Annotated in this window: 14 protein-coding genes and 1 tRNA gene; 8 read left to right on the top strand and 7 right to left on the bottom strand. The window is 69.5% G+C overall.

Going from position 1 to position 14,215, the window contains the following annotated elements; translation table 11 throughout:
• Positions 1 to 47 precede the first annotated feature (47 nt).
• From HF995_RS04175 to HF995_RS04155, 5 genes are read left to right on the top strand one after another with little or no spacing between them, the layout of a single operon-like run.
• A complete protein-coding gene (locus HF995_RS04175; RefSeq protein ID WP_168446507.1) occupies positions 48 to 869 on the top strand; it encodes an ABC transporter ATP-binding protein in 822 nt (273 codons plus the stop codon).
• The gene (locus HF995_RS04170; RefSeq protein WP_168446506.1) at positions 866 to 1,666 is read left to right on the top strand and encodes an ABC transporter ATP-binding protein; all 801 of its coding nucleotides are present in this window, start codon (positions 866 to 868) and stop codon (positions 1,664 to 1,666) included. The genes HF995_RS04175 and HF995_RS04170 overlap by 4 nt, the downstream gene beginning before the upstream one ends.
• Positions 1,663 to 2,736, top strand: coding sequence for an ABC transporter permease (locus tag HF995_RS04165; RefSeq protein ID WP_168446505.1), 1,074 nt, complete (start codon positions 1,663 to 1,665; stop codon positions 2,734 to 2,736). Before HF995_RS04170 ends, HF995_RS04165 begins: the two co-directional genes overlap by 4 nt.
• Before the next feature lie 3 nt (positions 2,737 to 2,739).
• Positions 2,740 to 3,714: an ABC transporter permease gene (locus tag HF995_RS04160; RefSeq protein WP_168446504.1), complete on the top strand. Its 975-nt coding sequence runs from the start codon at positions 2,740 to 2,742 to the stop codon at positions 3,712 to 3,714.
• Positions 3,711 to 5,945, top strand: coding sequence for an exo-beta-d-1,3/1,6-glucosidase (locus tag HF995_RS04155; protein WP_350308725.1), 2,235 nt, complete (start codon positions 3,711 to 3,713; stop codon positions 5,943 to 5,945). Before HF995_RS04160 ends, HF995_RS04155 begins: the two co-directional genes overlap by 4 nt.
• 93 nt (positions 5,946 to 6,038) lie before the next feature.
• Here HF995_RS04155 and HF995_RS04150 read toward each other — a convergent pair.
• The 3 genes from HF995_RS04150 to HF995_RS04140 all read right to left on the bottom strand — a co-directional run bounded on the left by HF995_RS04150 (position 6,039) and on the right by HF995_RS04140 (position 9,588).
• Positions 6,039 to 6,115 (bottom strand) — tRNA-Pro (locus HF995_RS04150).
• Positions 6,116 to 6,215: 100 nt separating this feature from the next.
• Positions 6,216 to 7,145 (bottom strand): metallophosphoesterase, encoded by a 930-nt coding sequence (locus tag HF995_RS04145; RefSeq protein ID WP_434060833.1) that lies wholly within the window; start codon positions 7,143 to 7,145, stop codon positions 6,216 to 6,218.
• 1 nt (position 7,146) lies between these two features.
• Positions 7,147 to 9,588 (bottom strand): transglycosylase domain-containing protein, encoded by a 2,442-nt coding sequence (locus tag HF995_RS04140; protein ID WP_168446503.1) that lies wholly within the window; start codon positions 9,586 to 9,588, stop codon positions 7,147 to 7,149.
• Between the two features lie 141 nt (positions 9,589 to 9,729).
• Here HF995_RS04140 and sp36 point away from each other — a divergent pair, with 141 nt between their 5' ends.
• Both sp36 and HF995_RS04130 read left to right on the top strand, forming a co-directional pair.
• Positions 9,730 to 9,897, top strand: coding sequence for a Sp36 family protein (gene sp36, locus HF995_RS04135; protein WP_168446502.1), 168 nt, complete (start codon positions 9,730 to 9,732; stop codon positions 9,895 to 9,897).
• Positions 9,894 to 10,367, top strand: coding sequence for a RidA family protein (locus HF995_RS04130; protein WP_168445802.1), 474 nt, complete (start codon positions 9,894 to 9,896; stop codon positions 10,365 to 10,367). The genes sp36 and HF995_RS04130 overlap by 4 nt, the downstream gene beginning before the upstream one ends.
• A gap of 70 nt (positions 10,368 to 10,437) precedes the next feature.
• Here the strand turns inward: HF995_RS04130 and HF995_RS04125 are convergent, their stop codons facing one another.
• Both HF995_RS04125 and HF995_RS04120 read right to left on the bottom strand, forming a co-directional pair.
• The gene (locus HF995_RS04125) at positions 10,438 to 11,115 is read right to left on the bottom strand and encodes a Crp/Fnr family transcriptional regulator (RefSeq protein ID WP_168446501.1); all 678 of its coding nucleotides are present in this window, start codon (positions 11,113 to 11,115) and stop codon (positions 10,438 to 10,440) included.
• A 73-nt stretch (positions 11,116 to 11,188) separates the two neighbouring features.
• Positions 11,189 to 11,587 (bottom strand): hypothetical protein, encoded by a 399-nt coding sequence (locus HF995_RS04120; protein ID WP_168446500.1) that lies wholly within the window; start codon positions 11,585 to 11,587, stop codon positions 11,189 to 11,191.
• A gap of 114 nt (positions 11,588 to 11,701) precedes the next feature.
• On the opposite strand from HF995_RS04120, the gene nth reads away from it, so the two are divergent.
• Complete coding sequence (gene nth / locus HF995_RS04115) at positions 11,702 to 12,430, top strand: endonuclease III (RefSeq protein WP_350308724.1); 729 nt, start codon at positions 11,702 to 11,704, stop codon at positions 12,428 to 12,430.
• 6 nt (positions 12,431 to 12,436) lie between these two features.
• On the opposite strand, the gene HF995_RS04110 is transcribed toward nth, so the two are convergent.
• Both HF995_RS04110 and HF995_RS04105 read right to left on the bottom strand, forming a co-directional pair.
• Positions 12,437 to 13,345, bottom strand: a complete 909-nt coding sequence (locus HF995_RS04110) for an alpha/beta fold hydrolase (protein ID WP_168446499.1) — start codon at positions 13,343 to 13,345, stop codon at positions 12,437 to 12,439.
• Complete coding sequence (locus HF995_RS04105) at positions 13,342 to 14,097, bottom strand: winged helix-turn-helix transcriptional regulator (protein ID WP_168446498.1); 756 nt, start codon at positions 14,095 to 14,097, stop codon at positions 13,342 to 13,344. The genes HF995_RS04110 and HF995_RS04105 overlap by 4 nt, the downstream gene beginning before the upstream one ends.
• Between the last annotated feature and the right edge of the window lie 118 nt (positions 14,098 to 14,215).

Below are 14,215 nucleotides of genomic sequence, written 5' to 3'. Positions count from 1 at the left end.
GGCCCGCTGCCCGTCGCGCGGGCGACGATCCCCGGAAGGTGACCCTCGTGAACGAACCACTGCTCTCGATACGCGACTTCTCCGTCGTGTACGAGGTCGACCCGCCCGTCGAGGCGGTGAAGAACGTCTCCCTCACCCTCCACCGTGGGGAGATCCTCGGGCTCGCCGGCGAGTCCGGGTGCGGTAAGACGACGCTCGCCTACGGCATCCAGCGGCTCCTGCGGCCACCGGCCACGATCCCCGGCGGGTCCGTCGTCTGGCACGACGCGGACGGCACGGAGGTCGACATCCTCGGCCTCTCGGCCGACGCGATGATGAGGTTTCGCTGGGACAAGGTGTCGATGGTGTTCCAGGGTGCGATGAACGCGCTCAACCCGGTCGCCACCATCGGGGCCCAGCTCGCCGACGTCTTCGAGGTGCACCGACCTCAGATGTCGAAGAAGCAGCGCATCGCAGCCGTCGTCGAGCTGCTCGAGATCGTCAAGGTCGGCGGCGAGCGCATCAAGAGCTACCCGCACGAGCTCTCCGGAGGCATGCGGCAACGCATCATGATCGCGATGGCGCTCGCGCTGCGCCCCCAGCTCGTCGTCATGGACGAACCGACCACGGCGCTCGACGTGCTCGTCCAGCGCGAGATCCTCCGTGAGATCACCAACCTGCGTGAAGCCTTCGGGTTCTCGGTCGTCTTCATCACCCACGACCTTCCCCTGCTCCTCGAGATCACCGACCGGATCGCCATCATGAAGGACGGCGAGATCGTCGAGCAGAACACCGCTGAGAACATCTGGTTCCGGCCCCAGCACGACTACACGACGAAGCTGCTGTCGTCCTTCCCCAGACTGACGGCCGAGACACAGGTGACCCCATGACTACCCTCGAGGTCCGCAACGTCACCAAGACGTACCGCGTGCGTGGCGCCGGGGCGATCAACGCCCTGTCCGACGTCTCGTTCACGCTCACGACCGGCCGGTGCGTCGGCATGGTCGGACAGTCGGGCTCCGGCAAGTCCACCGTGGCGAAGATCCTCACCCAGATGGAGAAGCCCACCCAGGGCGCGGTGCTTCTCGACGGTGTGCCCGTCCCCACGCGCGGGAAGGCGCTACGCGCCTACCGACAGCGGCTGCGGATGGTCTTCCAGGACCCGTTCGCCTCCCTCAACCCCTACCACTCGATCCGGCACCACGTGGAGCGCCCCCTGGCGTTGTCCGGTGTCGTCCCGTCCGACGAGATCGAGGCGGAGGTCCACCGCCTGCTGGAGAAGGTCCACCTCGATCCCCAGGTGGTCATCGACCGACGACCGCACGAGCTGTCGGGCGGCCAGCGTCAGCGCGTCGCCATCGCCCGTGCGCTCGCCCCGCGCCCGACCCTCCTCGTCGCGGACGAGCCCGTCTCGATGCTCGACGTCTCGCTGCGCATGGGTGTGCTCAACCTGCTCGCCGAGATCAGACGCCACGACGGCCTCGGAGTCCTCTACATCACCCACGACCTCGCTACGGCGCGGTACTTCTCCGACGAGATCATCGTCCTCAACCAGGGGCGCATCGTCGAGCACGGCCCGGCCGACGACGTCATCCTGCGCCCGCAGGACGCGTACACGCGGGCCCTTCGTGGCGCCTCACCCGACCCCGAGCGATTCTTCGCCGCACGAGCAGGAGGTGCGTCATGACCACGACCGACCGCCAGGACGTCACCGTCGAGGTCGTCGCGGAGGGCACCACGGCCACCCGGGCAACCAAGGCGCGCGTGAGGGTCCCGTGGCGCTTCCTGGGTCAGCGCGCTGTGTTCTACCTCGTCACCCTGTGGGCTGCGCTCACCATCAACTTCTTCGTGCCGCGCATGATGAAGGGCGACGCCGTCGACAACTATCTTGCCCGCAACCGAGAGATCTCTCCCGAGGCCGTAGAGGCCCTGCGCGCGCTTCTCGGCCTCGACTCCGGCAAGTCGATGTGGGAGCAGTACATCGACTACTTCGGGATGCTCCTGCGCGGTGACCTCGGGGTGGCCATCACCCACGGGCTCCAGCCGGTGGGTGACGTCATCGCCACCGCACTGCCCTGGACCATCGGTCTCATCGGCCTCGCGACCCTGGTCGCGGTTGCGATCGGCACCGTCGGCGGAGCGTTCGTCGGGTGGAGGCGCGGCTCTCGTCTCGACGTCCTCATCCCGATCACGACCTTCCTGTCGACCGTCCCGTACTTCTGGATCGGCCTCATGGCGATCTCGTTCTTCTCCGTGGGTCTCGGCTGGTTCCCCATCGGCAAGGCTTACGGCGTCGGGCAGGCACCGGGCTTCACCCTCGAGTTCATCGGGAACGTCATCAAGCACGGCACCCTCCCGGTCGCGACGATCGTCATCGCCTCGCTCGGCGGCTGGATGCTCGGCATGCGCAACATGATGCTCACCGTCCTCGACGAGGACTACATCACCGTGGCGCAGGCCAAGGGCATGCCGACCCGTCGAGTCCTGTGGCGCTACGCGGCACGGAACGCCGTCCTCCCGCAGATCCAGTCGTTCGCCCTGTCGATCGCCTTCATCGTCGGAGGCGCGATCATCGTCGAGCAGGTCTTCTCCTACCCCGGCGTCGGCAAGATGCTCCTCGACGCGACGAATGCGAAGGACTACGCCCTCATGCAGGGCGGATTCCTCGTCATCGTGCTCGCCGTCCTTGCCGCGAACATCGTCGCGGACCTCGTCTATGCGGTCCTCGACCCACGTACCCGCCAGTCGGAGGGCTGACCGATGTCCAGCACGCACCTCATCCTTCGCCAGCGCGCCACGAAGCTCGGCGCCGCGTTCGCGATGTTCCGCAACGCCAAGTCGGTCGCGGGACTCTCGATCCTCACGCTCTTCGTCCTCGTCGCGATCTTCGCCGAGCAGATCGCGCCGTTCTCGCCGACGCAGATCAACCCGAGGGCGCGGCTCCAGCCGCCGTCGGCGACCCACTGGCTCGGCACGACACACCTGGGGGAGGACGTCCTCAGCCAGGTCATCTACGGCACGCGTGGCGTCGTCGTCGTCGGCGCACTCACCGCGGTCATCTCGATGACGATCGCCATCGTCGTGGGGGTCCTCGCCGGCTACCTCTCGGGCTGGCGCTCCGAGGGGCTCTCCGCCCTCGCGAACATCTTCCTCGTCATCCCTGGAATCCCCCTGCTCATCATCATCGCCTCGCGGTTCACCAACCCGCCGCTGTGGCTCATCGCCGGGGTACTCGGCCTCCTCGGCTGGGGATGGGGCGCCCGCGTCCTGCGTGCGCAGACGATGTCGCTGCGCAACCGGGACTTCGTCCAGGCGGCGAAGCTCAACGGTGAGCGGCTGCACCGGATCATCGGCGTCGAGATGCTGCCCAACCTCATGGCGATCATCGCCTCGTCGTTCGTCGGCTCGGTCACCGCTGCGATCCTCGGACTCACAACCCTCTCGTACATCGGCGTCATTCCGGTCAACGCCTACAACTGGGGAACGATCCTCAACTGGGCCTCCGCCCAGGGTGCGTTCGTCCAGAACCAGTGGTGGTGGTTCCTGCCCCCGGGGCTGTGCATCGCCGCGATCGGGGTTGCGCTCGCGCTGCTGAACTTCGGCATCGACGAGTACATCAACCCGCGCCTGCGCTCGGCGGGCGAGCGTGCCCGCGCCATGAAGAAGAAGGGGCTCGACGTGACGAACGCAGTGACCGTCGTCCGCGCCCACCAGACCACGACGGAGAAGCAGTGACCATCCACCCCTACCTCAACCCCGAGCTCACGGTCGCCGACCGTGTCGCCGACCTCCTCGCACGCATGACCGTCGAGGAGAAGGTCGGCCAGATGATGCAGCTCGACGCCCGCGAGGGCGTTCGGGGGCACATCTGCGACATGCACGCCGGGTCGATCCTCCACACGTCGCCCGAACGCGTGCGGGAGGCGCACGACCTGACCGCGCAGACACGCCTGAGGATCCCGCTGCTCGTCGGGGAGGACGTCATCCACGGGCACTCGTTCTACGAGGGCGCGACCATCTTCCCCACCCAGCTCGGCATGGCCGCCTCCTGGGACCCGGAGCTCATCGAACGCATGGCACGTGCGACGGCCATCGAGGCGTCAGCGACCGGCATGCACTGGACCTTCTCACCCGTGCTGTGCATCGCGCGCGACCTGCGGTGGGGACGCATCAACGAGACCTTCGGCGAGGACCCGTTCCTCATCGGCGAGCTCGCGTCGGCGATGGTGCGCGGGTATCAGGGCTCTGGCCTCGCCGACGAGACCGCGATCCTCGCGACCGCGAAGCACTTCGCCGGGTACTCGGAGACCCAGGGCGGACGTGACGCGTCCGAGGCTGACATCTCCCGCCGCAAGCTCCGCTCGTGGTTCCTTCCGCCGTTCGAGCGGGTGGCCCGTGAGGGATGCCGATCTTTCATGCTCGGTTACCAGACGACCGACGGCGTGCCGATCACGATCAACGACTGGCTCCTCACCGACGTGCTGCGGGGCGAGTGGGGCTACACGGGCATCCTCGTCACCGACTGGGACAACGTCGGCCGCATGGTGTGGGAGCAGAAGGTCCAGCCCGACCTCGCTCACGCGGCGGCCGCCGCCGTCAAGGCCGGCAACGACATGATCATGACGACCCCGGGCTTCTACGAGGGTGCGCTCGACGCCATCGCGCAGGGGATGCTCGGTGAGGAGGAGCTCGACGCCGCAGTCAGCCGCATCCTCACCCTGAAGTTCGAGCTGGGGCTGTTCGAGAATCCGCGCCGTCCGTCAGACGAGCGCATCTCTGCGGTCATCGGCTCGCACGTCGACCTCAACCTCGAGGTCGCTCGCAGGTCGCTCGTCCTCCTCGAGAACGGCGGCGTGCTTCCGTTCACCACGGACAAGCCAGCGCGCATCGCAGTCGTCGGGCCGCTCGCCGACGACGCGCAGACGCAGCTCGGCGACTGGGCCGGGTCGTCCGGGCAGATTGACTGGCTGCCCGACGGCCACCCGCGCGAGATGATCACGACCGTGCTCGACGGCCTGCGCGCGCTCGCTCCTCGGGGTTCCGAGGTCGTCTTCGCCCGGGGGGCGAACATCCTTGATCTGCTCCCGAGCCCCGCTGGAGAGACCTTCCCGGACGGGCAGCCTCGGCCGCCAGTCGTCGTCCCCGCGCCGGTCGACGAGGTGCAGCTCGCCGAGGCTGTTGCTGCGGCAGAGGCGTCCGACGTCGTCGTCGCCGTCGTCGGTGACCGGATGGAGCTCGTGGGCGAGGGACGTTCGACGGCCACGCTCGAGCTGCTCGGTGGTCAGGTCGCTCTGCTCGACGCGGTCGTCGCGACGGGCACGCCCGTCGTCGTCGTTCTCCTGGCGAGCAAGCCGCTCGTCCTGCCGCCGTCGGTCGCGGATGCGGCTGCCGTCATCTGGGCGGCGAGCCCCGGTATGCAGGGAGGACGTGCTCTGGCCGAGATCTTCTTCGGGCTATCCGAGCCGTCGGGCCGACTTCCGATCTCGTTCGCCCGTCATGTCGGTCAGCAGCCGACGTACTACAACCAGATCCGTGGCCAGCACGGTGACCGCTACGCCGACCTCACGCAGTCACCCGCATGGGCTTTCGGGGAGGGTCGCTCCTACACGACGATCGAGTACTCCGACCTCGTCGTCCAGACGCCCGAGGTGTCCGCGGACGAGGACGTGCGCGCCCGCGTCACGCTCACCAACACCGGGTCGCGGCCGGCGCTCGAGACGGTCCAGGTCTACGTGTCCGACGTCGTGTCCTCGGTGAGCTGGGCCGACAAGGAGCTCAAGGGCTACCGCCAGGTTCCTGTCGCCGCCGGCGAGACGGTCGTGGTGGACCTCGACGTTCCGGCGTCGTCGTGCACGATCGTCGACGCGGCAGGTCGCCGGGGTGTCGAGCCGGGCGCGTTCGAGCTGATCGTCGGGCCGTCCTCGCGCGACGAGGCGCTTCTGCGTGCTGGCTTCACGGTGCATTAGGACCGTGCGGCCTCGTCGGTCGTGAGGCTCGCGCTCAGCGTGACGAAAGAGGCCCTCCTGCCCGCATCTCTGCTGGCTGGAGGGCCTCTCGGCTGGTCGGGGTGACAGGATTTGAACCTGCGACCTCTTCGTCCCGAACGAAGCGCGCTACCAAGCTGCGCCACACCCCGAGGTCTAGCGGCTGCCCTCGAGGTGATCACCTCGAAAACGGCCTCGCTCAGGATAGCCGACAGGGGGCTACTTCACGAAACCGGCGGAGTCTCGCGGTTCTCAGCGGGCGGTGAGGGTGAGGAGCGTCGCGGACGGGCGGCACGCGAAGCGCACCGGCGTGTACGGGGACGTGCCGAGCCCACCGGAGACGTGCAGCCACGTGGAGTCGTGACCGCTGAACTCGTCCGGCCGCGCGCCTGGCCAACCGTGCAGCCCCTGGGCGCGCCCTCGGTCGAGGTCACAGTTCGTCACGAGCGCACCGAGGCCCGGCAGGCAGAGCTGCCCGCCGTGCGTGTGCCCCGCGATGATGAGCTCCGCGCCGTCGCGCTGCAGCGCGTCGAGCGCCCGGACGTACGGGGCGTGCACGACGCCGAGGCGCAGGTCCGCGCCCGCCGTCGTCTGGTCAGGAGCGGGCATCTTGTCCCGGTCGATGTGCGGGTCGTCCAGACCGGCGAGCGCCACGTCGAGGCCGGCGATCGTCGTCCGTGCCCTGCTGTTGTCGAGGTCGACCCAGCCGGCCGCGGACAGGGCGATCGCGAGCTCATGGACCGGGAGGTCAGGCTTGCGCGGCACGCGTGGTGTGCGGGCGTCAGGTAAGAGATAGCGCGCAGGATTCTTGGCGTGGGGCGAGAAGTAGTCGTTCGAGCCCATGACGAACGCACCGGGGAATGCGAGGAGCGGCTCGAGCGCGTGCAACAGGTGCGGCAGCACGTCGACGTGCGCCATGTTGTCGCCCGTGTCGACGACGAAGTCGGGCTCGAGGTCGGCGAGCTCCCGGACCCAGGCGATCTTCCGGGTCTGGCTCGGTGTGAGATGCAGGTCGGACAGGTGCAGGACGGTCAGGTCAGCGGCGCCGGAGGGGAGCACGGGAACGGTGACCCGGCGCAGCGTGAACATCTCAGCCTCGCAGCGCGCGTAGGCGACGCCCGCGACGCCCGCCACCAGACCCGCTCCGAGCGTGCGTCGGAGCGTCTTCCAGACCTCGGCCACGTCAGTCGTTGCCCCGCGCCCCGCCGCGGCCCTTCTTGTTGTCCTTCTTGTTGTCCTTACCCTTGTCGCCCGCGTTGTCCTTGTTGTCGTCGCTCTTCGGCGGCTCGGGCTGCCCGTTGGACACGTAGATCGAGATGAGCGTGCCCTTCGTCGCGGTACCTGACGGCGACGTGTAGGCGACGGCACCGTCAGGCGCGCTCGAGTAGACCTTCTGCTCGCGCACCGTCACGGAGAAGCCTGCCTCTTCGAGGAGCTTCTTCGCGGCGTCGACCGACTGGCCCCACACGCGCGGCACGGCGACCTTCTCGCCGTGCAGGACCTTGGTGCTGACCTCGGGGAACTCCTTGTTCGGCTGCCCCTTGAGGGCGGTGTCCATGAACCGCTTCCACGTCGGGGCGGCGATCGTCGAGCCGTAGACGATCGGGCGGCGGATCCCGTTGATCACGATGTTCTGCATCGAGATGTTGCGGTCGGGGTGGCCCACCCACACGGCGGTGGACAGCTGCGGGGTGTAGCCGACGAACCACGTGTGGTAGCTCATCTGTGCCGTTCCGGTCTTGCCCGCGGCCGTGCGGCCCGAGAGTCGTGAGGCCTTCGCGCCGCCGTTGTCGAGCACGCCCTTGAGCGCGTGGTTGACACCCGCGGCGACCGAGGAGTCGATGACGGTGCGGCAGTTCGCGGACGGGACCTCGAGCTCCTTGCCCTCGGCGTCGAGGACCGACGTGATCGCGACCGGCTCGCAGTACTTGCCGCCCGACGCGAACGTCGCGTACGCGGACGCCATCGCGAGCGGCGACGTGTTCTGGATGCCGAGGACCATCGACGGCTCGACCTGGATGCCATCAGCGTTCGTCGAGCTGTCGGGCGCCTCGGAGAGCGAGGGCCGGAAGCCAGCCAGGTAGGCCGTGTCGGCGACCGCGCACAGGTCGAGCTGGTTCTCCATCGCGACGTACGCCGTGTTGATCGAGAAGGCGGTCGCCTGGAGGACGGACTTCATACCGCTGCCCGCGCCGTCGGAGTTGCGGGGCTTGTACTCGCCGCGACCAGCCCCGAAGTTGTCGATGCAGCTCGCGGTCCACGAGTCGCCCTTCCACGCCGTGGAGCTCGCGTTGACCATCTGGTTGAGCGAGTGCCCGGACTTGAGCCACTCGGCGAGCACGAACGGCTTGAACGACGAGCCCGGCTGGAAGCCGCGGGAGCCGCCGTGCGCCTGGTCCGCCGAGTAGTTGACCGTCGTCTGGCCTACCTTGACGTCGTCGGCGTTAGCGACGAACTTCCGGTTCTGGGCCATGACGAGGATCTCGCCCGTACCGGGCTCGACGGACGTGAGAGCGGTAGCGATGCCCGAGGGGTCCTTCGCGGGGATCGACGCGCGCAGCTCCTTGTTCGCGGCCTTCTGGGCCTTCGAGTCGAGCGTCGTGCGGATCGTCAGCCCGCCGCGGGTCAGCAGGTCGTAGCGGTCCCCCTTCGTCTTGCCGAAGACCGGGTCGCTGAGGATGACCTTGGTGACGTAGTCGCAGAAGTACGCGGCCCCACCAGCGCCTTCGCAGCTGTTCTCGACGGGCGTGATGTCGAGGATGTCCTCGAGCTTGACCGCGCGCGCGTCGTCGAGCTCCGCCTTGGTGATGTAGCCCTGCGCGAACATGTTGTTCAGCACGAGGTTGCGGCGGTCCGTGGCGTTCTTCGGGTTGAGCGCCGGGTCGTACTTCGTGGGGGCCTTCGTGATGCCTGCGATCGTCGCGGCCTCGGTGATGTTCAGGTCCTTCGCGGACTTGTTGAAGTAGTACCGCGCGGCGCTCTCGACACCCCACACCGACGAGCCGAACTGCGCGATGTTGAGGTAGCGCTCAAGGATCTCGAGCTTCGACATCTTCTTCTCGATCGCGATCGCCAGCTTGGCCTCGCGGAGCTTGCGCTCGATCGTGTCGTCGCGCGCTGCCTCGACGGCGAGCTTGTCGCCTGCGCGGGACGCCTCCTCGATGAGGACGTTCTTGACGTACTGCTGCGTGAGCGTCGACGCGCCCTGACGGCTCTTCGACGCGAGGTTGACGACGACGGCGCGCGCCATGCCCTCGACGTCGACCCCGCCGTGGCCGAAGAAGCGCTTGTCCTCGATCGCGACCATCGCGTTCTGCATCGCGAGGGAGATCTCGTTGAGCGGGACCACCACGCGGTTCTGGATGTAGAACGTCGCGAGCAGCTTGCCGTCACGGTCGACGATCGTCGACTTCTGCGAGAGCGGCCCAGGGACGAGCTCGTCGGGCAGCGCCTCGAACACCTCGGCGCTCTCGTCGGTGACCGTGCTCGCGCCGGCCGCGAGGGGCAGCACGAGGCCGGCGGTGAGCACTCCACCGACGCCGGCGAGGAGGAGGAACGTGACCAGGAGCGCGAGGGCTTGGAAGACGTTGACCTGACGGGTCGACCGGGTGGAGGGATGAGGCATGGATCCAGGGTAGTCGGACCTCCTGAGAGGGCCTCGGTGGGGGTGTGCAGGTTGTGTGAGTGTCACGTCCCCGGGGCGGGAAGGAGTCGCTGGAAGGTTGCCCCCTGCCCGCCCCGTCGGGCACGCACTACGCTCGGGCACATGGCAACCACGTGGGAGTACGCAACCGTTCCGCTTCTGATCCATGCCACGAAGGCGATCCTCGACCAGTGGGGCGCGGACGGGTGGGAGCTCGTCCAGGTCGTCCCCGGCCCCGAGGGCTCGACGAACCTCGTGGCGTACCTCAAGCGCCCGACGGGCGAGAAGTGAGCGGCCGCGTCGCCGCGCGTCTCGCGGAGCTCGGCATCACGCTGCCCGACGTCGCGGCACCCGTCGCGGCGTACGTCCCCGCCGTGCGGTCCGGGATCCACGTCCTGACGTCCGGCCAGCTGCCGTTCGTCGACGGCGCGCTCCCCGCGACGGGCAAGGTCGGCACGGGTCCCCAGGACGTGAGCCCCGAGCGTGCGGCCGAGCTCGCGCGCGTGGCGGCGCTCAACGCCGTCGCGGCGGTCCGCGCGCTCGTCGGCGACCTCGACACGGTGGTGCGCGTCGTCAAGGTCGTCGGGTTCGTCGCGAGCCAGCCGGGGTTCACGGGCCAGCCGGGAGTCATCAACGGCGCGAGCACCGTCCTCGGCGAGATCTTCGGCGAGGCTGGCGTGCACGCCCGGTCCGCCGTCGGCGTCGCGGTCCTGCCGCTCGACTCGCCGGTCGAGGTCGAGATCATGGTCGAGGTCGCCTGACCAGGCCCCGCAACGACGATGCGCCCGTGACGCTGAGCGTCACGGGCGCATCGCTGCGTCAGGGGCCGTGTCAGCGGGCGCGGCGCTCCAGGCGCGGGATGTCGAGGAGGACGACGGCGCGGCCCTCGCGACGCACCCAGCCGCGTGCCGCGAAGTCGGCGAGCGCCTTGTTGACCGTCTCACGCGACGCGCCGACGAGCTGAGCGAGCTCCTCCTGCGTGAGGTCGTGCGCGACACGGATGCCCTCGTCGGTCTTCTGACCGAAGCGCGTGGACAGGTCGAGGAGCGCCTTGGCGACGCGGCCGGGAACGTCCGAGAAGACGAGGTCGGCGAGGTTCTCGTTCGTCCGACGGAGGCGGCGTGCGAGCGCGCCGAGCAGGAACTTGGACATGCCAGGGTGCGCCTGCAGCCAGGCGACGAGCTCGGCGTGCGACAGCTCCTGGAGGGTCGTGTCCGCGACGGCGCTCGCCGTCAGCGTGCGGGGCCCCGGGTCGAAGAGCGACAGCTCGCCGAACATCTCGCCCGGACCGAGGATCGCCATCAAGTTCTCGCGGCCGTCCGAGGAACGCCGACCGAGCTTGATCTTTCCCTCGGAGATGATGAACAGGCGGTCGCCGCGCTCACCCTCGTTGAACAGCACGTCACCGCGCGTCAGACGAACCGTGGCCATCGACGCGAGCAGGGGGCGGGCTTCCTCGGGGTCGAGGCCTGCGAAGAGCGGGGCTGCAAGGACCACTGAGTCGTCCACGTGTCATTCCTTTGTCGATCCGGTCCCGAAGGCTCACTCACATTGTGCACCAGATCACGCTGTGAGCACCGGATTAGAGGCCCGCGTGCTCCTCGGTGAGGTCTTGCGACAGGAGCTCGACGAGCAGCGACGTGACGCGCTCGAGCTCGGACCTGGCGTGCGCTCCGTACGCGGCGAGATGCCGGTCGATGTCGCGCAGCTCGGGCAGGTCGAGCACGGCCGACGCCGAGCCGGAGCCGCGGACGAGCTGCGCCATCCGCACGTGGTCGGGAAGGACGGAGTCGGCAGGCCGCAGGACGTCCCAGGCATCGATGCCGAGGCGGTCGGGCAGGAGCGCCCCCGCGACAGACAGGTCGATGCGCGCCTTGATGAGGCGGCGCCAGTGGAGGACGCGGTTCACCTCTGAGCGCAGCGCCCGGCGCCGCAGGCGGAGGTCGTCGAGAGCGGCTGTCGTGCCGATCTGCATGGTCATGCCGCTCCTTCCGCCCCGAAGCCGTGTTGCAGCGACGCTCGGCGCGTGCTGCTGCCCTGTAGATCGGCGTCCCGGCCTGCGACCTTGAGCCCGAGCGCGTCCTAGGCTGGGCGCGTGCCCAGGAACGATGCCCCCGCAGCGCGTCCGACGGTCGCGGGGGAGACGCCTCTCGCCCTGCTCAGACGCGCCCGGCGGACCAACCGTGCGCTCGCCGTCGCGCACCCGGACGCGCACTGCGAGCTGGACTTCACGACGCCGCTCGAGCTGCTCGTCGCGACCGTGCTCTCCGCCCAGACGACGGACGTGCGGGTGAACCAGGTGACGCCCGCACTGTTCGCGGCGTACCCGACCGCGGCGCACTACGCGGCGGCCGACGTCGAGGACATCGAGCAGATCATCCGGTCGACGGGCTTCTTCCGGGCGAAGGCGAAGTCCCTCGTGGGGCTCGGCCGCGCGCTCGTCGAGCGGCACGACGGCGAGGTGCCGGCCGACCTCGACGCGCTCGTCGCGCTGCCGGGCGTGGGGCGCAAGACGGCCAACGTCGTGCTGGGCGACGCGTTCGGCGTACCTGGCCTGACGGTCGACACGCACTTCGGGCGGCTCGTCCGGAGGCTCGGCTGGACGGCCGAGGAGGACCCGGTCAAGGTCGAGACGGCCGTCGGCGGGCTCATCGAGAAGAGCGAGTGGACGCTCCTGTCGCACCGGCTGATCTTCCACGGGCGTCGCGTGTGCCACTCGCGCCGCCCAGCGTGCGGGGCGTGCGCGATCGCGCAGCTCTGCCCGTCGGCGGGCATCGGTGAGAACGACCCGGCCGCGGCGGCCGCGCTCGTCAGGCCGTACTGACGCCCGTCAGCGCCAGCGTGCGAGGAAGTCGAGCAGCAGCCGGTCGACCTGCTCGGGTCGCTCCTCGTGCAGGAAGTGCCCCGCGTCGTCGAGCATCTCGAAGCGCAGGTCGCGGGTGAGCGCGGCCGCGTCGAGCTCGACCCCTTCGGGGCGCAAGAACGCGTCGTGCGCGCCGTGCACCTGCATCGCCGGCACGGCGATCGGGCGTCGCACGACCGACAAGAACCTGCGACCGTCGAGTCGCGGCGTCGACCGCATGAGCCAGCGCACCGCCTCGATCGAGTTGTGCGCGGCGAAGGGCACGGCCATCGCCGTCTCGTAGGTCGCGAGCTCGCTCGAGCTCCGGCGCTCGTACGAGCCCTCGACGAGCAGCTGCGTCGTCAGCGACCGGTTCGCGAACGCACGCTCGGGCAGGACGGGCAGCTGCAGGAACGCGAGGTGCTTGAGCGCGGTCGGCGTGAGCGCCGCGCGGGCCGTGCGGTGCAGGCGGGCGGGGTGCGGTGCGCTGAGCGCGACGACGCCGTCCGTCACCGACGGCTGGAGCGACGCCATCGCCCACGCGACGACACCGCCCAGGCCGTGACCCACGATCACGGCCGAGTCCGCGCCGAGGCTGCGGACCACTCCCGCGACGTCCCGCGAGCGCGTCGCGACGTCGTAGCCCGACGGCGGCTTGTCCGACGCGCCGACGCCACGCAGGTCCATCGCCGCGACGCGGTGCCCGGCCGCGGCGAGCGCCTCGATCTGGAAGCGCCACGCCCACCAGAACTGCGGGAACGAGTGGAGCAGGACGACGAGCGGGCCGGGTGCGTCGACCGGGCCGGCGATCGCGACGTGGAACCGCGCCCCGTTCGCCGGCACCAGCTCGTGCTTCCACGGTCCGTCGATCAGGACCGAGCTGAAGTCGGCGCTCACATGTCACCCGTCTCGAGGTCGGCGGTCGCAGGCTCGGGCGCCGAGACTGCGGTCGGCGGCTCCCCGCCCGGACGTCGGGACGACGGCGGGTCGAACCGGTAGCCGACGTTGCGCACCGTGCCGATGAGCTGCTCGTGCTCAGGGCCGAGCTTCGCGCGCAGCCGACGCACGTGCACGTCGACCGTCCGGGTGCCTCCGTAGTAGTCGTAGCCCCAGACCTCCTGGAGGAGCTGGGCCCGCGTGAACACGCGGCCCGGGTGCTGGCCCAGGCACTTGAGCAGCTCGAACTCCTTGTAGGTCAGGTCGATCGGCACGCCGCGCACACGGACCGTGTAGCCGCTCGCGTCGATCACGAGGTCGCCCGAGGAGATCTCCTCGGGCGCGTCGTCACCGCGGGCGCCGGAGCCGCGCTCGATCGCGAGCCGCAGGCGCGCCTCGACCTCGGCGGGCGACGCCGTCTCGAGGAGGAGGTCGCTCGCGCCCCACTCGCCGGTGACGACGGTCAGGCCGCCCTCGGTGAGGATCAGCACGAGGGGCACGTCCAGGCCAGCGGCCTGGAGCACGCGGCACGTCGTGCGGGCGCCCGCCAGGTCGTGCCGGGCGTCGAGGAGCAGGACGTCGGAGTCGGGGGCGTCGACCAACGCGGAGGGCTCCATGGGCAGGACGCGCACGCGGTGCGCCAGGAGTCCTAGTGCGGGCAGCACCTGGGCGGAGGCGCCGGCTGCGGGTGTCAGGAGCAGGAGCTCGGCCACACGCCTCACCTCCTTCTCTCGAACGCATCACGGTGGTCGACGCAGCGGGGATGCCGGTGACGTGCCGACATTATCGTCCGACGGAGCCGATGGTCGTGGACGGCGCCAACATCTGGGA

It is taken from the genome of Sanguibacter hominis ATCC BAA-789 (assembly GCF_012396185.1).
Taxonomy (GTDB): Bacteria; Actinomycetota; Actinomycetes; order Actinomycetales; family Cellulomonadaceae; genus Flavimobilis; species Flavimobilis hominis.
This window is presented reverse-complemented; position numbering and strand designations above follow the sequence as displayed.